The following is a 21535-nucleotide window of genomic DNA, read 5'->3' as shown; positions in this document are numbered from 1 at the left end:
CTCCTCATATCATCCCTTCACATACGGAACAAGTGTAAACCCAAACTGAAATTCCTTCTCATCGAATCGATATGCCGCAAGCACCTCCGGTCCACAGCTGTTGGAGCCAATGCCATTTAACGCATAATCAATACATAATACCGTACTGTCCGATTCTTCCAATTCATAATTGTGTTTTGCCTGTGCCAGCATTTCCTGTGTGTAGTTTGACGCCTGAAATGAAAATGGTGTCTCAGACACTGCCGCGATTCCATACCGGCCGTTGTACAGTTCGACATAATCACAATCGAAATGACTGCCATTTTCCTGTGGCATAATGTAGTCCTCATGCAGATCCTTCACCGCACTGCGATACAATCCATGACTCGCAGCTCTGTGCTTGTCACGGTAGCTCTCCTGCGGTCCCATGCCATAATACGAAGCCTCAGAAAGATTCTTGTTGAAGAATACACGCACACCGAATCTCGGAAGTTCTGGGAACTCTGCATCCTTGCTTACCTCCATGGATGCGGTAATTCTTCCTGAACTTTCCACCTTCCACACGAGCTCGACATCCAGAATCTTCTGTACCGTTGGTGCTACAACGCCGACATGACTCATCACAATCACGCCGTACTGGTTCTGAATTGTCTCCACCTTATACGCTCTTGTGTACGCCTCGTGAAAATGTGCGCTTTCCCATTTTGCGCGGATATACATATCATTATCCGTCGGTGCCCGCCAGATGTTCAGTTCCATCGGATGGTTCAGATAGTCCCGTCCTGCATATTGAAGCTTCGTAAAAAGTCCGGTTTTCTTGCTAATCGCATAGGTGAAATCGCTCGCCTTTAATGTAATCTCTGTATCGGTTTCGCTGACGCTGATCTCATTTTTCTCTTCCGCTTCTGCCAGCCATTTGACTGCCGTCTGGTTTCTGCCATCGACATTGGCAAGCAGCACCTCATCAAATCCTAATTCATGCTTTGCCGGAAGCAATGGAAGTTCTTTTTTCAACTGATACCGGAGCTTCAGATACACCTTGCCGCTCTGCGGAATGTCCAACTTGAGCGTCATCACACCGTCGCTGTGCGGTGCGATTGATACCTCATCCAGCACACCCTTTTGCACGCACAGACCATCCACAGTTATTTCATACAAGATGTCTGCATAGTCGCTTATATCATCAAAATCCATATAGTTATGCAACACAAGTCTGCCGGTCTTCTCATCATAAGATACAACACGCACCGGACGGTACACATTCTTATATTCAAGCAATCCTGTATGTGGTGTACGATCCGGGTACACCAGTCCATCCATACAGAAATTTCCATCATGGATTGTCTCGCCGTGATCGCCGCCATAATAATATTTCGTCTTTCCATTTTCCGCCTGTCCGTGCGCAATCGCATGATCGCACCACTCCCAGACGAATCCGCCACACATCCGTGCATCCTTCTGGATTATCTGGAAATAATCCTCCAGATCGCCGGGCCCGTTCCCCATGCTATGGCAATATTCCACAAGCAGAAACGGTTTGCTGCCATCCTTCTCGAGATACTCTTCAATCTCGGAAAGTGCCGGGTACATCCGGCTGTACAGGTCAAGATTTGAGTAATCATACGTCACATCGTAATTCCGATACCGCGCACTCTCATACTGCGTGATACGGGACGGATCGTATTTCTTTGTCCACGCAAGCGCCTTTTCAAAATTGCATCCATAGGCGCTCTCATTTCCCATCGACCAGAAAATGATACAGAAACGGTTTTTATCCCTCGCAACCATACGCTTCACGCGATCGAGAATCGCCTGCTCCCATGCCGGATCATCTGCAATCTTCTCGTTCCATTTTTTGAAGCGGTTGTAGTCTGTATCCTCCTTGCGGTACAGCATAAATGGTCCATGTGCCTCGATATCTGCCTCATCGCACACGAGGAATCCATATCGGTCGCACATCTGATAAAAATACGGTGCATTCGGATAATGACTCGAACGAATCGCATTGAAATTGTGCTCTTTCATCAAGACAAGATCTTTCCTGATCTTTGCAACATCAACTGTAAATCCTGTGACCGGATCCGAGTCATGCCGGTTCACACCGCGCAGCTTGATTGCCTGTCCATTGAAATATAACACCCGCTCCTGTATTGCTACCGTGCGCAAAGCGATTGCATCCTCGATTGTCTCATCCGCATTTTGCAGGATAAGCGTGTATAAATACGGATGTTCCGTATTCCAAAGCTCCGGGTTTGCAATTTCCAATGTCACAGTTCCAGCCTTGCTGATTTCCGTCTGTGCAACCACATTTCCTGCCGCATCCTCCACGGATACGGTAACCGGAGTCTCCTGATAGTAGCTGATATCCAATGTAATTTTCGCACACGCTTCCGTGATTTCCGTCGTGATCCGATAATCCTGCACCGCCTTTTCCGGCCGCTTCAGAAGATAGACATCCCGGAAGATACCGCTCATCCGGAACTTATCCTGATCTTCGAGATACGAACCATCGCACCATTTCAAGACAAGTACGGCAATCGTATTCTCGCCCTCTTCTATCACGTCTGTCACATCGAACTCGCTCGTTGCATGGGACACCTGACTGTATCCGGTATAGGTGCCATTCACCCATACATAAAAGCAGCTATCCACGCCCTCAAAGTTCAGGTACACCTTCGGAGCCTTCTCATCCTTCGCATAAGAAAACGTATGCACATACGCACCACACGGAATATCCTGCGGCACATACGGCGGATCAAACGGAAATGGATAGCGGAAATTCGTGTACTGATGCGTGTCATAGCCTGCCATCTGCCAGACACCAGGCACGGGAATCTCATCAAAATCCGACGTATCATAACCGCTCTCATAAAATGCATCCCTCACATCATAGATGCTCTCAAAATACCGGAATTTCCACATGCCGTTTAACATCTGTACGCGGTCGGATGCCTCCCGATGCTCCACCAGATCCTCCATTCGGTGGGAAGCTGGTATATAATACGCTCTTGGCGGCATCGTATGTTCATGTAAGAAATCCAAATCTTCATAATAACGTGGTATAATCATAAATCGTCCTCCTTGTATATGTATTTTTTTGTTTTAAATGAACCGCTCATTTTTCTGTCTTTTCGTATTGTCTGATATTATAATACTGATTTCCGTATAAAAAGTCTATGAACAGGAATGGACAAAATATGGACGAAATGATACAATGAGCATTGCGATGGGATGTGCTTGCACATACCAGCATAATGCGAATGCAAACATGGAGCCGCAGGCGACATGATACAATGAGCAATAGGAGGTGTCCCTATGTATATCAATACCGGTTACTTAAATCATTCCCATCTGGATTTCAAGGACAAAAGCCGCCCGCTCGTCGTCGGAAGCTGCGGCATCTATCGTCTGAGCGGCGATCCGAGGATGCCGACCTACCGCCCAAAGGGACGCCTGGATTATCAGATAATCTATATCGCATCCGGACTTGGACATTTTCATTTCGATAAACCGGAAAATGAGACGATCGTCCCTGCCGGAAACATGGTGTTGTTTCGTCCAAAAGAATTACAGAAATATGAATATTATGGAGAAGATAAAACTGAAGTGTACTGGATTCACTTCACAGGTTCCGATGTAAAAAACATCCTGCGAAGCTATGGTCTGCAAGATAACCAGAGAGTATTTCCGGTCGGTTCCTCTCTCGAATATGAACAGATTTTCAAACAGATTATTCAGGAATTACAGCGATGTCAGGAACACTACGAGGAAATGCTTGCCCTGCTGCTTCGTCATCTGCTTATTGTATTTCAGCGTGAACTTACGTGCGAGCACATCCTGAAAAACGAATATCTGGATCGGGAGATGCACAGTGCTGTTACCTATTTCAACGAGAATTACAATCAGGATATCAGTATTGAAAACTACGCCCAGACCAGGGGCATGAGTGTGAGCTGGTTTATCCGGAACTTCAAGAAATACACCGGCATGACACCGATGCAGTTTATCGTATCGTTGCGCGTCAACAATGCGCAGATTCTTCTGGAACAGACCAATTATTCCATCTACGAGATTGCGAAGATCGTCGGTTACGATGACCAGCTTTATTTCAGCCGGTTATTCCGCAAACAAAAAGGAGTCTCTCCTTCCCAATACAGAAAGAGACAACCCCTTGCCTAATATCAGATTACAATTTCTTCAGGAAATGCTCCCGGTTCGGGTATTCCGCCCGGAATGCCCGCTTCGCGGCCTCCTGCAGCAATGCGAATTCCTTCTCCATATGCAGCATGTGCGGCGCCGTAAATGCAATCGCGCTGATCTGTTCTGCGATTTTCTTCGCCACACCCTCATCGGATAACTGCCCCATACCGAAAACGATCGACGTAAACCCTCTGCCGTTTCTGCTTACATCAATAAACTTCCGGAATGCATGCGTCATCTCAGACAGCAGGATTTCCTGTTCGACTTCCGGCCGCTTGTCTGCATCAAACAGGCACAATCCGGAGACGGTCTCAACTGCCTGCTTGCGCTTCTGTCCACCGATATCATTTGCCCCGCTCTCCGCAATGTATTTGAGCTGCATCAGATACCCGACGAATGCATCGGTCTTCGGTTTGCGCTTTCCGTAACGCGCCACCCAGAGTTTCTTTATAAACGCCACATCCACTTCTTCCGGATTTTCTGCGGAATGATTTGCCATTTCACTTGCGTTCACAGTTTTATCTGCATTCGTATTCAATATGTCCAGCCGCTTCTCCGCGTCCATTTCGTTATAAAATTGCTCTAACCATGTCTCCTGCATATCTGTTCTCCGTTTCTTTTTATACTGCCGATCAGCATCTGCCATCCATTCATTCATCTGTACATTCATTTTCTGCATAATTCCAGTTGCAGCCTTCCTTACTTTCCAAGGAATGTATCGACGTTGTCCGCGTCTACCTTACGATATTGTGACATATAATAGATGTCATCCTCCAGACCATACCCTTCGATATCGCTTCCCTGAAACAATGCGACCGTCAAAAGTGCGATCATCCTCGCCTGATCTTCCTTATCGTTATAGACCGTTCCCTGCATCGTACCATGTTCCACTGCCTCCAATGCATCGGTCAGACCATCAATGCCGAAAATAATCGGCCGCTCCGCCTGCCTGTAGCTGGCATTTTTGTACGCCTCAACAGCCCCCAGCGCCATCTCATCATTGTTCGATAAAATCAACTCAATCTCAGAACCATACTGATCGATCAACTGACTCACCCGGTTTTCCGCCTGTGCGCGGTTCCAGTCTGCAAACTGATAACTGAGTTTTTCCAGTTCTATTTCATTCTCAATCATCGTCTTAACCGATAGGTCTGTCCGGCTGATTGCATCCTGATGTCCGGCTTCCCCTTCTAAAAGCACATATTGGATCTTCCCATCGCCATTCTTATCGACCTCCGGGTGATTCTTAATATATTCCGCTGCGATCTCGCCCTGCATCTCACCGGACTGTGCTGCATCACAGCCAACATAGAAAAGCTTATCCCACTGAAGAAGATCCTCCTGCACCGGTTCCCGGTTAAAGAAAATAACCGGAATATCATTCTGCCGCGCCATACGGACGATATTCGACGGTGCTGTCCGGTCAACCAGATTCACGCACAAAACATCACATCCGGCGTCAATCATTTCCTCAACGATCTCGTCCTGCTCCTGCTGGTCATTGTCGCCGCTTCTTACAGATACGATTACCTTCATCGTATTGCTCTCTTTTGCTTTCAGATTACTTTTTATTATATCTGTCATTGCATTGATAAACGGGTCGTCCGGTGTATATGTCACGACACCAACACGCAACATATGATCGGCTTTTGTGTCCTGCTTTCCGCAGCCTGTCAGTGAAATCAAAAATACCCACACGCACAACCATGCTATCATATTCTTCTTTACGTCTCTTCTACTCATACGAATACAAAAACCTTTCTATCTCATCCGAGAACAAATCTTCTTTATAAATAACTTTTACTTCCTTCTCATGGCTCTTCAACGTGTAAAATGTCCGTGTCAGTTCTTTTTCAATTTCCTCGACACTCTCATAACCAATCCCGTATCCATCCGGGATTACCAGACACTGCACCTGTCCTACATCGAGCAGTGCAATCGATTTCATGCTCGTACCAACGCCAAAGATCTTCGCATCCTTATACACACCATTTTCCGCGTGTTCACCCAGCGTATCCAAGGCTTGCGTATCCATTACCACCATATAATCGACGGACTCCTGTGCATCAACAACCGCACAGATATCCGTGTCACTTTCTTCATTATACTCCCATGCAATCTCGCAATCCTGTTTCTCCAATGCGTCCTTCAGTCCCTGGATACGATTCACACTTGCCTCCGTCTTGGATCGTCCGGCAATCACGCCAATCCTTTTTCCTTTCAGCCCATCTTCGTCCTGCGTAATAAGCTGCGTGCCAAGTGTGTATCCAATCTGGTAATTATCCGGTTTGACTGTCGCATACCCGCTTGCCTCTGGCTGTTCACCGATATAAACATCTTCTGTCAGAAGTACAAATGGCTTCTTCTGCTCGCCGAGCCAGTCTAACATATCCTTCGTATCTGTGCCCGGTGCCGGACACAGGATAAATGCATCCACATCGTTTTCCAGCTGTTCCTCGATCAGCTCCCGCTCGTCCTGCGCGCTTACAATATCATCCGTATTACAGATGATCAGATGCAGATTATTGGTTTTCGCAGACTGCTTTAATCCATTGATTACACCTTCCCACCGGGTGTCACCGGAATTCTGCAGGATAACCGCTACACGCTTTTGAGCGACATCCTCCTGGAAGATTTTATGTATGAAGAAGGCTGCGAGGACAATCAGAATAAGCTCTGCAATGAGAAATGTTAATTTATCTCGTTTCATCTGTAGCCCTCCCATTTCTATAGCTCTGCGCCTCGAGCTGCTGCCGGTTCTCCTCCGTAAACGGAATTGCCGGTATGTGTATCACGATCTTCGTTCCTTCATCAGGCTCACTGTAAACCAGAAGACCATATTCGTTACCAAACATCAACTGGATCCGGTTGTGCACATTGATAAGTCCTACCCCGGAACCATGCTTTGGTACTTTATTGTTATCCTTGAGGATATTTTCAACTGTCTCCTCACTCATACCCATGCCATTATCCTCGACCGAGAGATAGATATCATCTCCCTTTTTCTCGCCGCGTACCGTAATCATGCCGCCGTCATCCTCGTCCATATTTCCAACCCCATAATAGATTGCATTTTCCAAGATCGGCTGTACGATGAGCTTGACCGTACAGTAATCATTGACTTCCTCGTCAATATCAAATTCCACGCGGAACCGTTCTTTATAGCGCACAAGCTGGATATTCATATAGCTCCGGCTGTGCTGCAGCTCATCCGCGATCCGGATTACGGTTCTTCCCTTTGACAGACTGATTCGAAGCAGTCTGGCAAGCTCCGAAATCATGAGAACCGCTTCCTTATTCTTCTGTGCCTCAACCATCCATGTAATCGATTCGAGCGTATTATATAGGAAATGCGGATTAATCTGACTTTGCAGTGCATCCATCTCACTCTTTCTGCGTTCAGTCTGTTCCCGGATAATCTCCTGCATCAGATTCTCTATCTGTTCATAGGACTTCTTGACCGAATATCCGAGATGCCGGATCTCTGAAGAACCACCAATATAGATATCCGTATCCCCACCTGTCTCATATGCCTTGACTGACTCATTCAGCCGCAGGATTGGACGCGAAATCTTTCTTGATATGATCCTGTTTACTTCGAGCAGCATCATCATCAAAATCAGAATGGCTGTGATAATATAATACCGGAACCGGTTGATATTTGCTGTCTGTACACGCTCCGGAATCACACCGACCAGCTTCCAGCCGGTATATGCCACACTACTCACAACAACATTTCCCGGTCTACCGTTCAGCGAAAGCTCATACGTTCCGTCTTCTAATTGCGATGTCATCTCACAGTTTTCCGAAAAATATCCACGGTCAATATCTGCACGTCTCGGATGGTAAATCATCTGTCCATCCCGGCTGCAAAGGTAATAATAAATACCGTTTGAGGACTCATTGATCCGCTTCATCGTATTGGATATCACAGAATATTTCATATCTACCAGCAGTACACCGCTGCGCGGTTTTTCCCCATCGTTAATATCCACGGAACGGCTGAGGGAAATAACCCAGTAGTACCGGTATGTGCCATCCTCAAACAGATTCTGAATATGCGGCAGGGAGAAATGCACATTCTCAATCTCCTCCTCTGCATTTGTATACCAGTCCTGTTTAGATGCCTTTACGCCCTTCTTGCGTTCCGAAACCGGCTCTGCCACAAGCTGTGCACCATCGCTGTCATACAGAGCCATGCTTTGAACCTTGTCTGTGTTGATTTCATAAAGCAGGCTGAACTGGCGGTTAAACTCATCACTGGAGATATCATTTTCCTGAATGATATTGTAATTCACTGCATTCATTATCTGACGGACATTCAACAATTCCGCATCCAGCTTATCCACCGTACTTTCGACCATACTCTCTGCGTTCGACACAGCCGTCTGCTTCATCGCCATTTTAAAACGATTATACAGAAGCAGGCCAATTGTAATTGTCGTAATCAACGTAAGTGCAGTAAGAACCGCCATAATGATTGACTGGATACCCAGTCCGATAAATCTTCTATGATGTGTCCAGCCCTGCTTTTTCATCCACCTTTGAAGCCAGCTTTCCTTCTTTTGCAATTTTCCCATCTCTCTTGTTTTCAATCCATTTCCCCTATTTTTTTCTTACTGATTCGTATGCTGTGCCCGGTACTTCGACGGTGACACGCCAAATCGTTTCTTGAATACATAACTGAAATAATTCGCATCCAAATATCCCACTCGCTCAGCGATCTGATAGCTTTTCTCATTTGTTTCCAGTATCAGTGTTGCCGCATGATCCATCCGGTAATCCGTCAGATACGTAATAAACGCTTTTCCTGTCTCCTTCTTGAAGACCGAAGAAAAATACGAATTAGATACTCCGAGCACAGAGCAGATCGTGTCCAATGACAAATCCGGCTCCATATAACGCTCACGTACAAGATTCTGCGCATCGGTCACAAGCCGTCTCGATGTACTGTTTCGGGCATTTTTCAGCTGTTCCCCAAGCTCTACGGAAACTCCCTGCATCCATGCGGTAAGTGTACTCTCATCCATCTGCGGAATCGTCTCGTAAGGATTCTGGATTCCATGCAGATGATCATTAAAATCAAGAAAATTATTTGCACAAAACCGGTAAAATGCTCCCACCATCTCCATGATTGCAAGATTATACTGACTGACCGTCTGTGCATTGCTGTGCAGCTTTTCTATTTCGTTTACAACGACCTTCTCGATCTCTTCCTTTAGCCCCAGATGAATGGCTTTGAACAAATCATGCATCCGTGTATCTTCCGGCTGCAAGGTTGTTTCCTGTTCCTTCGGTGCAAGCTCGGCAATATTGATTGCGCGTTTCGTCCCGTACAATACCCTGTACGATACTGCCTCTCTGGCACCATCGTAAGACGTTTTAATATTCGCCATATTGTCGCATACACGACCGATGCCTGCCGTAACCACCGCCCCCATCACACGATAAGCCCATTTGCAGAAGCGGTCACACGAATCCGTAAACTGCACAATCGCGTCCTCCGATGAAAGCTCTATCAGCATCAGTGTATTGCCAAGATAAGAGAATACCCGGCTCTTCCACTCTGTCGCAAGCCGTTCCTTGATCTCGTGTTCAACAGACATCGCAAGCAGCAGCGGATTCATGCCGTCCGGCACATGATGTTCCGATGTGTGGAAAACTGCGCATCCATAATATGGTCCTTTCATATCAATCTGATACGCGGCAAAAAATTTCCCGCAGTTTTCTTCTGTTACCCGTCCCTCAATGAGAGATACAAAGAAGTTATTCTGCAGTACCGGAAGTGCTGCATTGAAATAATTCTCCAGACGTGTTACATTCAGTTTTTCTTCCCGTTCCCGGTCCAGTGTGTCCTTCAGACGTTTCAGGCAATCAGACAGTTCCGTTGCATTTATCGGTTTCAGCATATATTCCTCAACCTCCAGATGCACTGCTTCCTTTGCATATTCAAACTCATCAAACCCTGTAAAAATAATGATGTGAATATTCTGGAAGTCCCGGTTTAAACGACGGGACAACTCCAATCCATCCATATATGGCATCTTGATATCTGTAATTACGACATCCGGTTGAAGCTTCTCTACCAGTTCAAGTGCTTTCACTCCGTTGGTTGCGTTTCCAACGACGGTAAATCCAAGGTCGTCCCATTGTATGCGTTGTTCAATTACTTCGATGACTTCTGCTTCGTCATCCACCAAAAGCACTTTATATTTTTCCATGTTGCACCCCACTTGTTATCGCCTGCCGGGTAGGTTTGGAAAATGTAAGTTTATGTGTCGGATTGGTTTTCCTATCACTTCATTCCATATACAATGTATCGGAACTAAGAAGTACTACGATATTCTGATTCCAATATTCATCTCGCACGCAACCGCCGCTGATTCGACATCCATGTCTCAACAGCGGCTTGTTTGAACATCGTGTTCAAACATTGCTGAAATCAAGCAGAATATCAAGTACTTCTAAGTTCCAAACATATCGTATATGTTCACGAAGTCATAGAAAAACCAATCATCCACATATTCAAATGATTTCCGAACTACCCGGCAATTCTTATTGTTCTTTGTTGTTTTATTGTCCTTATTATACCAAAGTTATCACTATAAAGATACCTAAATATCTGGCTGGTTGCTTCTTGCTCCTGCTCAATTGGGGGAGTTTCCTTCATTTCCAAGTTTTTACTCCAACCAGCTTGCTTCCTTGTCCTGTTCGATTGGGGAATTTTCCCCTATTTCAGGAATTTACCCCAACCAGCTTGCTTTCTGCTCTTGTTCCATTGGGGAATTTTCCCCTATTTCAGGAATTTACCCCAACCAGCTTGCTTCCTGCTACTGCTCAATTGGGGGATTTTTCCCTATTTCCGGAATTTACTCCAACTAGCTTGCTTCCTGCTCTTGTTCCATTGGGGAATTTTCCCTATTTCAGGAATTTACCCCAACCAGCTTGCTTCCTGCTCTTGTTCCATTGGGGGAATTTTCCCCTATTTCTGGAATTTGCCCCAACCAGCTTGCTTCCTGCTCTTGTTCCATTGGGGAATTTTCCCCTATTTCTGGAATTTGCTCCAACCAGCTTGCTTCAATTCATATATCCAAGCGTTTTGACATTATATACATATAGGAAAAGTCACCCAGCCATGCCTTGTGCACTTGACCGGGTGACTTCTCCAATTTACAACTTTATTTGATTTCTTTTATTACTTCTTCTGAACATACTTCAGACAGTCAAGTGTTACAGCTGCAAGGATGATAATACCTTCGAAGATAAACTGAAGGTTTGTATCAATACCGAGGATTGTCAGAGAGTATGTAAGGGATGTGAAGATCAGTACACCAGTTACAACACCGGAGATCTTACCGATACCTCCTGTGAAGGATACACCACCTACTACGCAGGCTGCAATTGCATCCATATCCCAGCCTTGTCCATATGCGGCACTACCGGATCCAACCATACGGTTACACTCAAGCCATGAACCGAATCCATAAAGGATACCTGCTAAGATGAATGCTCCCATTGTTACCTTGAATACGGAAATACCAGATACAGAAGCTGCTTCCGGATTACCACCAACTGCGTAAAGGTTCTTACCAAATGTTGTCTTGTTCCAGATGAACCATACAACAACGATTGCTACAACTGCCCAGATAATGATGGTTGGGAATCCACCAAGATTTGGAATAAACATGTTCGGAATACTTGACTCAATTGCACCGAAAGATACACCCTTTGTTGCGTATGTAACAAGTCCGAAGATGATCAGCATGTTCGCCATTGTTGAAATGAATGGATGCATCTTATACTTCGCCATGAAGAAACCGGCAATACTTGCAAACACGGTTGTAAGTATAATACATGCAACAAGTGCAATAATGGCTCTGCCCGCTACCGGAATACCTGTAAAATCAAAGATATGTCCGAATACACCACCGGTATTTACGCCACTATGCATAATAATGGTTGCGGTAACCATACCCATACCTACCATACGTCCGATGGAAAGGTCGGTACCTGTTAACAGAATCAGACCGGCAACACCAAGGGCTAAGAACATACGAGGGGAAGCCTGCTGCAAAATATTCAGGATGTTTGTCAGTGTCAAAAGCTGTGTATGCTTTACAATCGGTGTGATGATACACAATGCAATAAAGATGAGTAAAATTACAATGTACAGACCATTCTTATACAGGAACTGTGTTGTATTGAATGTGTACTTGTAGTTTTCTACCTTCTGTGACTGCTTCTGTCCAAATGTATATTTCGACATACGAAGCAGATCGATCAAATGGAACTTATGTGCAAATGCATCGTGCTTTCTATCCTTGATTTCCTGCAATTTAGACTCATGTGTCATCTGTGCATCAAACAGGCGGTTACGATATACATACTTCTCATCCTTGATTTCCTCGGAATCAGAAAGCTTTGCCAAAGTCTGCTCGTGCTCTGTCTTAATGGTTGCCACAATCTTGTCATAAGAGGCATTCTCTGCTGCTTTCTCTGCCTCACAGCTTGCAACTACCTTCTCATAGTAGTCACTCTTGTAATGCTTGGAGAGATAACCTTCTGCATCGGAAACAAGCTTTGAAACCTTGTCCTTATTTGCAGATTCTACAGATTTTGCTTTCTCTAAGTCCGCCTTATCCTTCGCAATAATCTTTGCTCTCTCTTCCTTTGTTAAATTCTTGTCTTCCTTCGCAATTGCGATATGGTTCTTTAAGCTTCGAACCTTGTCAGATCCATCTACACGAAGTGCATCGATCTGCTTCTGTATTTTTCCTACATATTCATCAATCGGCTTCAAAAGCGCTGCTTCTGCTTCTGCCGAAAGGATCATACTTTTATCTGCCATCGCCAAAACTCCTCTCTATTACAAATATTTCGCACTAAGCTTTAATAATTCTTCCTGATTTGTCTCCTTCGTATTGACAATACCTGCCAAATGTCCGTTCGACATAACGCCAATACGGTTTGTGATTCCGAGAATCTCCGGCATCTCAGAAGAAACAACAATAATTGTCTTACCCTGCTTTGCCATGTTAATGATCAACTCGTAAATCTCATATTTTGCTCCAACATCAATACCTCTTGTCGGATCGTCCATCATAAAGATGTTCGGAGACCGCTCCAACCATTTACCGAAGATTACCTTCTGCTGATTACCACCAGACAGATTTGCAATCATATCATCCGGTCCCATACATTTCGTATGCATGACCTTGATTTCCTCTGCGGTTGCCCGCACCATGTCATCATGTGAGAGTGCAAGTCCACTCTTATAATGATTCATATTTGCAATGGTTGTGTTAAATGTTATATCTGCTTTTAAGAACAGACCATTTGCCTTACGTTCCTCTGTAATGAGGGCAAATCCATGATTCATCGCATCCTTCGGAGATGCAAAATTCATCATCTTACCATCATAGATAACGTTTCCGGCTGCTCTTGTACGCATACCAAATATCGTCTCAAGAAGCTCTGTACGACCTGCACCGACCAATCCATACAAACCAAATATCTCGCCTTTTTTCACATCGAAGGAGATATTCTGGAGCTTCGGTGCATATTTTGTTGAAAGGTTCTGCACGGAGAGAATTGTCTCTCCCGGTGTATTATCAACCGGCGGGAATCTGTTATCCAGAGAACGGCCTACCATGGCTGATATGAGTTCGTTCATGTTTGTATCTTTGCTGTCCTTCGTCATTACGAGACTGCCATCCCGCAATACGGAAATCTGGTCGCAGATCTCGAAGATCTCGTCCATCTTATGGGAGATATAAATCAGGGAGATTCCCTGTTCTTTAAGCTGACGCATCATCTTGAAGAGCTTTGCTACTTCCGGTGCTGTCAGGGATGAAGTCGGCTCATCAAGTACAATTACTTTTGAATTGTACGAAATTGCCTTCGCAATCTCACACATCTGACGCTTTGATACAGACATCTTCTTCATCGGCTGCGTAAGGTTCACTGTGATTCCAAGCTTTCTGAACAGATCAGATGCTTCTTTTTTCATTCTGCCCTCATCGACCACACCAAGCGAATTCTTTGGGTATCGACCGAGGAACAAATTATCAATTACATTTCTTTCCAGACACTGATTTAATTCCTGATGTACCATTGCAACTCCGTTTTCGAGTGCATCCTTTGGTCCAGAGAAATTAACTTCCTTGCCATCTAATACGATTGTTCCTTCGTCCTTCTGATAGGTTCCGAAGAGACATTTCATCATTGTCGATTTTCCGGCACCATTCTCACCCATAAGTCCCATGATGGATCCTGGCTTCACATTCAAATCAATGTGGTTAAGAACCTTGTTTCTTCCGAATGATTTACTCATGCCATGAATCGATAAGATGTATTTATTCTTATCATCTGCCATATCTCTACTTCCCTTTCTTAAAAAGAAGGGTATCAATTTTAGGTGACACCCTTCTTTGGTTAAATCATTTACCGTTCGTTCAATCAGTTCTCTTACTTGTTAAGAATTGATGTGTAAGATGCTGCGTTGTCTGTCTTAACCATGTTGATTGCAAATGCATCGTACTCACCAGGGTTACCAAGACGGTTTGTGATGTTAGACTCTGTCTGACCATCACCACCGATGTAATCAACCTTCAGGTTCAGAAGATCATCGTAATTCTGAAGAAGTGGCTGGTATGTTGAGCTTAAGAAGTTATCTGAAGCGTTGTAGATATCAAGCCATACCTTCTTCTCTGGGCTCTTGCTTGAGTCGAGCTGCTTAGAAACCTTGTCATAAACCTTTGTTGAGTCTGTGAAATCCTGATAGTTATCAGCTGTTACTGCAATGTTCAATGCGTAGTAAGATCTCTCTTCTGCTGAGTATCTGTAATCAACACCCTCATCAAGCTTGTTGCCAGCTTCATCTGCTGTACCGATACCTGTGTCTACATCTACGCCGTCAAGTGCGTTACGAAGAACACGGAGTGTAAGGTAAGCCTGAACGTCTGCATGCTGTGAAATTGTTCCGCCGTAGCCTTCTGCGATAGCTGCTACTGCATCGCTGTTTGCATCGTATCCAAATGTAGGAACCTTGTTGTCCTTTGCCCAAGCGTTGAACATTGACATTCCCATACCATCGTTGTTAGAAACAACTACATCGATCTGATCACCGAAAGAAGCTGTCCATGTACCGATTGCGTTACCTGCGGTTGCTGCATCCCATGTAGCACCTGCAGAGTTCTTCATCTCCTGTGAAGCAAGCTCACGGATTGTGTATTTCTTTCCATCTACTTCCAGTGTTGCATCCTGTACAACTTTTGCAGATCCATCTACGTTTGTACCGGCTGGTGCTGAATCAACTGCGCCATTTGCATCAACGCCTGTTCCAAGTGCGGAACGGACACCTCTTGTACGTGCGATGGAATCGTTATGTCCGATATCGCCGATAGCAAGTACATATCCGATTACGCCATCACCGTTACGGTCGATCGTTGCTGCATTCTTCTTGATGTAGTCAAGTACCATCTCACCCTGAAGCTCAGCACCCTGATTCGCATCGAAACCTACATAGTAAGTATCTTTGTTAAAGTTAAGGGCTGTTTTGTCAAGCTCTCCGGTTGATGAGTTGGAAGGCTGACGGTTGTACCATACAAGCGGCTTATCCTTATTTGCAACTCCGCTACTTGATGCAGAACCTCCACCTGACGATCCACATCCTACCATTGACAGTGCCATTGTTGCTGCTGCGATTACAGCTAAGATTTTTTTCTTCTTCATACTCTTTCCTCCTATGAATGAAATACTTGTTGAAATGTTCCTTCGTACTTTTTGTTCATTTTGTACATTTTTTTTGAATCATTCCCTGTCTCATTGACTAAATTCATTATATTTGGAATGAGGTCCGGAAAGAATAGAATATTTTTGGATATATTAGCAATTTTTTTTGATTATATGAAATTTTTATATGAATTTTGACGAATCTGTCCGTAATTACCTTGAAATTGCACAAAAAATTCCGTTTTTCTCATGATTTTGAAGCATATTTGCCAACTCTTTTTGAATCACTTCTTTCTTTTATCGTATTCTACATTTTTTTCATCTTATATTTTTTCCGCTGCCCCTGTATTTCTGTAAAGCCAAATGCCAGAACGCCGACTATACCAAACGCCATCATTTTGATAAGACTTTCATAATAGGTATCCAGATTGCCAGACCACTTCATAAGCTCCTTCGCATGTACAAAACAGCTTTGGAACGAAGAAGCTCTATAGTAATGGTCTGAAAGTTCAGATGCCTGTATCACCATTGCCATGTCTACCCGGAATGCCAGATATAGCCATGCAGCTGATACCGCAACACACAACAGAAAACTTATGATCGACAGCTTTTCGCCTTTCCACTTATATCCATAGATCACCGCGACTCCCATCGCAAGCCCGGCATAGCTTGACACGAATCCAATGCGTGCGATCAGGAAAATCAACAGCGCACCCAGAACGCCACCACCAATCGCTCCGAGCAGACCGAGTGCATAATTTTCACGCACAACATAATCCTCTTCCTGGTTCAGTTTCAACGCATATTCCGTCATCTTCGCAGATTCCTCATTTAAAAAGGAATAGCCATCCTCCACCTGATAGACATTCGTTGGTCCCTGCACGCCCCTGGCATCACAATTATAATATTGATATCGTTCAAATTGCGTGATCATACCTTCTATCAGATTCTTGATCAATTGCACGTTCTTTTTTGTGCCACCACGAACCGGAACATATACCGCAATACTAAATCCTTTCGGTATGATCCTGCCGCCGCTCGGAAGTACCGCGCGCATCGTTCCCCACACATCGACAGATGCTGGTGTCTGATCGTTGGAAACCGAAAATGCAACCATCATCATTTTTTTGCCGGAACCGGTACCCGGTTTCACGACATATGTATATCCCCGGTACACGCCATGCAGCTGACTTCCCATTCCTGTCCGTGTTGCCTGCAGCTCCCCAGCTAATTTCGTTAAGATTCTTCTATTCGATGCCATCCGGCAAATTCCTCCTCTGCTTGACACTTACGTTTCATCATATTTCCTTTTCACAGGGATAGCAAGTTTTATTTTCTATACAGCCAGACGGCTGAACTCTTCCAGATTCCATACCTTCGTCACAATATCCGAATAAAATTCCGGCTCATGACACACCAGCAGCACCGAACCGTGATACTCTTTCAAAGCACGCTTTAACTCGTCCTTCGCTTCCACGTCCAGATGGTTTGTCGGCTCATCTAAGATTAGAAGGTTTGTCTCCCGGTTGATAAGCTTACACAGGCGCACCTTCGCCTGTTCTCCACCACTCAAGACGCGCACCTTGCTCTCGATGTGCTTCGTTGTAAGGCCACATTTTGCCAATGCGGATCGCACCTCATACTGAGAATATCCCGGAAATTCCTGCCAGATCTCCTCCAGACAGGTGTTGTCCGTGCCTGCCATCTCCTGTTCGAAATATCCCTTATACAGATAGTCGCCCAGTTCCACCTTACCGGATAATGCCGGAACGATACCAAGCAGACTTTTTAGCAATGTACTTTTACCGATTCCATTTGTTCCGATAATCGCAATCTTCTCGCCGCGCTCCATCCGCAGATTGATTGGCTTGGAAAGCGGTGCATTCTTATCATATCCGATGATAAGATCTTCCGTCTCAAAGAGCATCTTGCCCGGTGTCCGGGCTTCCTTGAAATAAAACTCCGGCTTTGGTTTCTCCTTGGCAAGCTCGATCACATCCATCTTATCAAGCTTCTTCTGTCTTGACATCGCCATATTTCTTGTGGCAACGCGTGCTTTGTTTCTTGCCACGAAATCCTTCAGCTCATTGATCTCCTGCTGCTGTTTCCGGTAGGCAGCCTCCTGCTGTGCCTTCTTCGCCTCATAAACTTCTAAGAACTTATCATAGTTTCCGACGTAGCGGTTCAGCTCCTGATTTTCCATATGATAGATGATATTCACGACATCATTCAAGAACGGAATATCATGACTGATCAGGATAAATGCATTCTCATATTCCTGCAGATACCGCTTCAGCCATTCGATATGCTCCGCATCGAGATAGTTCGTCGGCTCATCTAAAAGCAATATCTCCGGCTTCTCCAAAAGCAGTTTCGCAAGCAGCACCTTCGTACGCTGTCCACCACTTAAGTCCGTCACATCATGGTCAAGCCCAAGCTCCAGAAGTCCGAGTGCCCGCGCTACCTGTTCAACCTTCGCATCGATCATATAAAAATCGTGGTTCGTCAGCATATCCTGCAGCGTACCAACCTCTTCCATCATCTCTGCGATTTCATCGTCCGTCGCATCCGCCATGCTCTCATAGATCTCGTTGATGTTCTGCTCCATATCAAACAGATATGAAAATGCAGACTTCAGGACATCCTCGATCGTCATGCCCTTCTCCAGCACGGCATGCTGGTCTAAGTATCCAACCCGCACATGCTTGTTCCATTCTACTTTTCCTTCGTCCGGTGTGAGCGTCCCCGTCACGATATTCATGAACGTACTTTTACCTTCGCCATTCGCGCCGACCAGGCCGATATGCTCGCCCGCAAGCAAGCGGAACGATACATTATTAAAGATTGCACGGTCACCAAAACCGTGCATTAAATTCTCAACATTTAAAATCATCTGTCTTTGTTCTGCGAAACATATTGTGAATTGTGTATATGTCCGTGCCACATTCTGATAATATAAGATGTATTGAAACCAAGAAGTTCTAGATGTTCTGATTTACCTTCTGATACCGAACGCAACCACCGCCAATTCGCCATCCATGGCTCAGTGGCGGTTTGTTTGAACATCGTGTTCAAACATTGCTATTTTACTTACAGAACATCAAGTACTTCTACGTTTCAAACATATTTATATTATCAGAATGTGGCACTTCCATATATATACAATTCACAATACGTTTTGCAAGTTTCTCCTCTATTTTTTTATTGAACCATTCTTTTTACCTTGTTGCCAGATGTAAAAGTCCAGCCAAATTATTTATTTTTCTTGTTTTGCTTGTCTGCCTTGTTTACGCCAAGCAAGCCCTTGATGATGAATCCGACACCGACGCCGATTGTGCCGAGGATCAGTGCCAGCTCCAGACCGGTCATATACCGCATCGATACGTTCAGTGAAATAACAAGACATACGAAAAATGCAATGCACAATCCGATCAGTGAAAGTCCGGTCAGCATGTTCGGCTTCACAATAAATGCGATAAATGCCACAACGATGAGCACAATCAGAATACCTCCGACATTCACGCGTCCCATCCGGAAAAATAGCGTGAAGCTGCTCACAACGACGTTCTGCAAGAAGATAATCACTCCGATAATTGTAAGTGCGATTCCCAATAAAAACTGTAATAATTCTTTCATTCGTTCCTCCCTGTTTTCTCTTAGAAAATGATTACATACTTATGTTTGATTCTATCATACTTCGACAAAGCTGTACACACAAAAAACTGCTGCCAATGCTTGCATAACTTAACATTGACAACAGTTTCATTCTATCTTTATCAACAACTTTTATATCCTATCCATGCAGGCGCACCGCGGCCGCAATCCTTCCGGCAATCCACATGACCGACGCTGCGATCAGGAATATCAGAACAAAGCCATTCACCTTTTCTTTCCAACGCATCGCTACGATGATTGTATCTCCGATTACAGCGATGGCAACCGGAATTACATAGAACAGATCGACTGCATTTCCTATCAGCACTTTGTACATCAAGACTGCGAACGCTGCAACAAGCGCAAGTGAAACAACCGCTTCTATCACATGAAAGAGTGTGGCTTTCTCAATTTCCGAATGATACATGACCGGAATTGCCATGGAGAATAATATCAGATAGATCAGTGACATCCATAACAATACACTGTCTTTCGCCTGTGCGTTTACGCATGCCGTCTTGATAATCAAAGCCGCAATCAGCATTCCGTAAGATGCAAACTGGATTCCCGGAATCGTATATTCCGTATGTACCATGCCAGACACAAGAATGACTCCTGCGGTTATGGAAAGCATCCGGTAATCAATGGAACGATACACGTTCATATCCATCGTAAATAATGATTGCAGGAACGCTGCATTCCCCACTGCCAATAAAACAAGAAATGCAGCGAGCGATAAGAACACAGCCAGATACACATAACTATTGAAGCCGCTTCCGAACAGTTTCACATCTTTATCCCTTATGGAACGCACGATGCTCTGTACACGTTCCGCAAATAAAATAATGAAATATAACATAATCAGCCAGTTCATAACAACCGCGGACACTCCAACCCGTAAATCCATGACGATTCCTCCTTCTATAACTCCAGCGATGCAAGAATCTCTTTCAATGCATCTGCCGATTCCTTTAATTTCAGAGCCTCTTCGCCGCTTAACTTGATCGGAATATCTGTCTCCACACCATCTGCACCGACAATCGCCGGCATACTCAGAACCACATCCTCGATGCCATACGCACCATGTATCATGTGTGAAACCGGCAGGATCGATTTCTCATCCCGCATGATCACCTCACAGATTCTCCTTACAGACATCGCGATTCCATAATACGTCGCATGCTTCCGATTAATAATCTCATATGCACTGTTCTTGACTGCATCTGCAATCTCCCGCGTATTTTCCTTATGCTGGTAATGTCCACGCATCTCGCACATCTCACTTAATTCCACACCGGAAACATTTGCAGATGACCATGCAACGACTTCGCTGTCGCCATGTTCGCCCACGATAAACGCATGCACGCTCCGGCTATCCACAGACAGATGTTCACCCAGCTTGTATTTCAGTCTGGCACTGTCTAACACTGTACCGGAACCAATCACCCGCTGTTCCGGAAGTCCGGACAATTTGATTGCCACCTGTGTCAGAATATCGACCGGATTCGCTACCACAAGCAGGATTCCATCGAACTTCCGCTTTGCAATCTCCGGGATAATAGACTTAAAAATTGCCACATTCTTGTTCACCAGATCCAGTCTTGTCTCCCCCGGTTTCTGTCCGGCCCCCGCGGAGATAATCACGATTCCCGCATCCGCTACATCGTCATAATCTCCTGCATAAATCCGCATCGGTGAAGCAAATGGGATTCCATGGCTGATATCCATTGCCTCTCCCTCCGCTTTGTTCCTGTCCGCATCAATCAATGCAATCTCTGTGAATAATCCACTCTGCATCAAAGCAAAGACGGATGCCGATCCCACAAATCCACAGCCGATCATAACCGCTTTTTTTGCATTTACTTTATTATTTTCCATAATTGGTTCCCCCTTGGTTTAATTTTCGAATAATAGTAATTATTACTATTTTAGTATAATAATAATTCTATAATTTGTCAATTTGTATTTA

Annotated in this window: 16 protein-coding genes; 2 read left to right on the top strand and 14 right to left on the bottom strand. The window is 44.8% G+C overall.

Going from position 1 to position 21535, the window contains the following annotated elements:
- Positions 1-9: 9 nt before the first annotated feature.
- Complete coding sequence (locus tag AAAT93_RS03450) at positions 10-3048, bottom strand: glycoside hydrolase family 2 TIM barrel-domain containing protein (RefSeq protein WP_227572958.1); 3039 nt, start codon at positions 3046-3048, stop codon at positions 10-12.
- 246 nt (positions 3049-3294) lie between these two features.
- Between AAAT93_RS03450 and AAAT93_RS03445 the strand changes: the two genes are divergently transcribed.
- Positions 3295-4158, top strand: a complete 864-nt coding sequence (locus AAAT93_RS03445) for an AraC family transcriptional regulator (protein WP_021985026.1) — start codon at positions 3295-3297, stop codon at positions 4156-4158.
- Between the two features lie 7 nt (positions 4159-4165).
- Here AAAT93_RS03445 and AAAT93_RS03440 read toward each other — a convergent pair whose 3' ends face one another.
- From AAAT93_RS03440 to AAAT93_RS03420, 5 genes are all read right to left on the bottom strand, one after another.
- The gene (locus tag AAAT93_RS03440; RefSeq protein WP_331682226.1) at positions 4166-4858 is read right to left on the bottom strand and encodes a DUF6553 family protein; all 693 of its coding nucleotides are present in this window, start codon (positions 4856-4858) and stop codon (positions 4166-4168) included.
- A gap of 20 nt (positions 4859-4878) precedes the next feature.
- Complete coding sequence (locus AAAT93_RS03435; protein ID WP_227572957.1) at positions 4879-5922, bottom strand: galactose ABC transporter substrate-binding protein; 1044 nt, start codon at positions 5920-5922, stop codon at positions 4879-4881.
- Positions 5915-6889, bottom strand: a complete 975-nt coding sequence (locus AAAT93_RS03430) for a substrate-binding domain-containing protein (protein ID WP_227572956.1) — start codon at positions 6887-6889, stop codon at positions 5915-5917. The genes AAAT93_RS03435 and AAAT93_RS03430 overlap by 8 nt, the downstream gene beginning before the upstream one ends.
- Positions 6876-8717, bottom strand: coding sequence for a cache domain-containing sensor histidine kinase (locus tag AAAT93_RS03425; protein WP_227573068.1), 1842 nt, complete (start codon positions 8715-8717; stop codon positions 6876-6878). Before AAAT93_RS03425 ends, AAAT93_RS03430 begins: the two co-directional genes overlap by 14 nt.
- A 78-nt stretch (positions 8718-8795) precedes the next feature.
- The gene (locus tag AAAT93_RS03420) at positions 8796-10400 is read right to left on the bottom strand and encodes a response regulator (RefSeq protein ID WP_227572955.1); all 1605 of its coding nucleotides are present in this window, start codon (positions 10398-10400) and stop codon (positions 8796-8798) included.
- A gap of 308 nt (positions 10401-10708) precedes the next feature.
- Here AAAT93_RS03420 and AAAT93_RS03415 point away from each other — a divergent pair, with 308 nt between their 5' ends.
- Positions 10709-11365 (top strand): hypothetical protein, encoded by a 657-nt coding sequence (locus tag AAAT93_RS03415; protein WP_227572954.1) that lies wholly within the window; start codon positions 10709-10711, stop codon positions 11363-11365.
- A 9-nt stretch (positions 11366-11374) separates the two neighbouring features.
- On the opposite strand, the gene AAAT93_RS03410 is transcribed toward AAAT93_RS03415, so the two are convergent.
- The 8 genes from AAAT93_RS03410 to AAAT93_RS03375 all read right to left on the bottom strand — a co-directional run bounded on the left by AAAT93_RS03410 (position 11375) and on the right by AAAT93_RS03375 (position 21444).
- Positions 11375-13027 (bottom strand): galactose/methyl galactoside ABC transporter permease MglC, encoded by a 1653-nt coding sequence (locus AAAT93_RS03410; protein ID WP_227572953.1) that lies wholly within the window; start codon positions 13025-13027, stop codon positions 11375-11377.
- Positions 13028-13045: 18 nt separating this feature from the next.
- The gene (locus AAAT93_RS03405) at positions 13046-14554 is read right to left on the bottom strand and encodes a sugar ABC transporter ATP-binding protein (RefSeq protein ID WP_021985019.1); all 1509 of its coding nucleotides are present in this window, start codon (positions 14552-14554) and stop codon (positions 13046-13048) included.
- Between the two features lie 92 nt (positions 14555-14646).
- Complete coding sequence (locus tag AAAT93_RS03400) at positions 14647-15912, bottom strand: substrate-binding domain-containing protein (RefSeq protein WP_196020352.1); 1266 nt, start codon at positions 15910-15912, stop codon at positions 14647-14649.
- Positions 15913-16219: 307 nt separating this feature from the next.
- Positions 16220-17173 (bottom strand): hypothetical protein, encoded by a 954-nt coding sequence (locus AAAT93_RS03395; protein ID WP_195541626.1) that lies wholly within the window; start codon positions 17171-17173, stop codon positions 16220-16222.
- Positions 17174-17248: 75 nt separating this feature from the next.
- Complete coding sequence (locus AAAT93_RS03390; protein WP_227572952.1) at positions 17249-18805, bottom strand: ABC-F family ATP-binding cassette domain-containing protein; 1557 nt, start codon at positions 18803-18805, stop codon at positions 17249-17251.
- A 359-nt stretch (positions 18806-19164) separates the two neighbouring features.
- The gene (locus tag AAAT93_RS03385; protein ID WP_227572951.1) at positions 19165-19548 is read right to left on the bottom strand and encodes a hypothetical protein; all 384 of its coding nucleotides are present in this window, start codon (positions 19546-19548) and stop codon (positions 19165-19167) included.
- Positions 19549-19705: 157 nt separating this feature from the next.
- Positions 19706-20473, bottom strand: coding sequence for a hypothetical protein (locus tag AAAT93_RS03380; protein ID WP_227572950.1), 768 nt, complete (start codon positions 20471-20473; stop codon positions 19706-19708).
- Between the two features lie 14 nt (positions 20474-20487).
- Positions 20488-21444 (bottom strand): L-lactate dehydrogenase, encoded by a 957-nt coding sequence (locus AAAT93_RS03375; RefSeq protein ID WP_177981153.1) that lies wholly within the window; start codon positions 21442-21444, stop codon positions 20488-20490.
- Between the last annotated feature and the right edge of the window lie 91 nt (positions 21445-21535).

The sequence above is a fragment of the Coprococcus hominis (ex Arizal et al. 2022) genome, from assembly GCF_040094675.1.
GTDB lineage: Bacteria > Bacillota > Clostridia > Lachnospirales > Lachnospiraceae > Coprococcus_C > Coprococcus_C hominis.
The sequence above is the reverse complement of the archived record's forward strand: the minus strand, read 5'-3'. Positions and strand labels throughout refer to the sequence as shown.

Excerpts from the sequence above, each read along its gene's own strand:
- AAAT93_RS03400 (WP_196020352.1), bottom strand. The coding sequence starts at position 15,912 with ATGAAGAAGAAAAAAATCTTAGCTGTAATCGCAGCAGCAACAATGGCA.
- AAAT93_RS03390 (WP_227572952.1), bottom strand. The coding sequence starts at position 18,805 with ATGATTTTAAATGTTGAGAATTTAATGCACGGTTTTGGTGACCGTGCA.
- AAAT93_RS03425 (WP_227573068.1), bottom strand. The coding sequence starts at position 8,717 with ATGAAAAAGCAGGGCTGGACACATCATAGAAGATTTATCGGACTGGGT.
- AAAT93_RS03435 (WP_227572957.1), bottom strand. The coding sequence starts at position 5,922 with ATGAGTAGAAGAGACGTAAAGAAGAATATGATAGCATGGTTGTGCGTG.
- AAAT93_RS03410 (WP_227572953.1), bottom strand. The coding sequence starts at position 13,027 with ATGGCAGATAAAAGTATGATCCTTTCGGCAGAAGCAGAAGCAGCGCTT.
- AAAT93_RS03440 (WP_331682226.1), bottom strand. The coding sequence starts at position 4,858 with ATGCAGAAAATGAATGTACAGATGAATGAATGGATGGCAGATGCTGAT.
- AAAT93_RS03430 (WP_227572956.1), bottom strand. The coding sequence starts at position 6,889 with ATGAAACGAGATAAATTAACATTTCTCATTGCAGAGCTTATTCTGATT.
- AAAT93_RS03385 (WP_227572951.1), bottom strand. The coding sequence starts at position 19,548 with ATGAAAGAATTATTACAGTTTTTATTGGGAATCGCACTTACAATTATC.
- AAAT93_RS03405 (WP_021985019.1), bottom strand. The coding sequence starts at position 14,554 with ATGGCAGATGATAAGAATAAATACATCTTATCGATTCATGGCATGAGT.
- AAAT93_RS03445 (WP_021985026.1), top strand. The coding sequence starts at position 3,295 with ATGTATATCAATACCGGTTACTTAAATCATTCCCATCTGGATTTCAAG.
- AAAT93_RS03395 (WP_195541626.1), bottom strand. The coding sequence starts at position 17,173 with ATGGCATCGAATAGAAGAATCTTAACGAAATTAGCTGGGGAGCTGCAG.
- AAAT93_RS03375 (WP_177981153.1), bottom strand. The coding sequence starts at position 21,444 with ATGGAAAATAATAAAGTAAATGCAAAAAAAGCGGTTATGATCGGCTGT.
- AAAT93_RS03420 (WP_227572955.1), bottom strand. The coding sequence starts at position 10,400 with ATGGAAAAATATAAAGTGCTTTTGGTGGATGACGAAGCAGAAGTCATC.
- AAAT93_RS03380 (WP_227572950.1), bottom strand. The coding sequence starts at position 20,473 with ATGGATTTACGGGTTGGAGTGTCCGCGGTTGTTATGAACTGGCTGATT.
- AAAT93_RS03415 (WP_227572954.1), top strand. The coding sequence starts at position 10,709 with ATGATTTCCGAACTACCCGGCAATTCTTATTGTTCTTTGTTGTTTTAT.
- AAAT93_RS03450 (WP_227572958.1), bottom strand. The coding sequence starts at position 3,048 with ATGATTATACCACGTTATTATGAAGATTTGGATTTCTTACATGAACAT.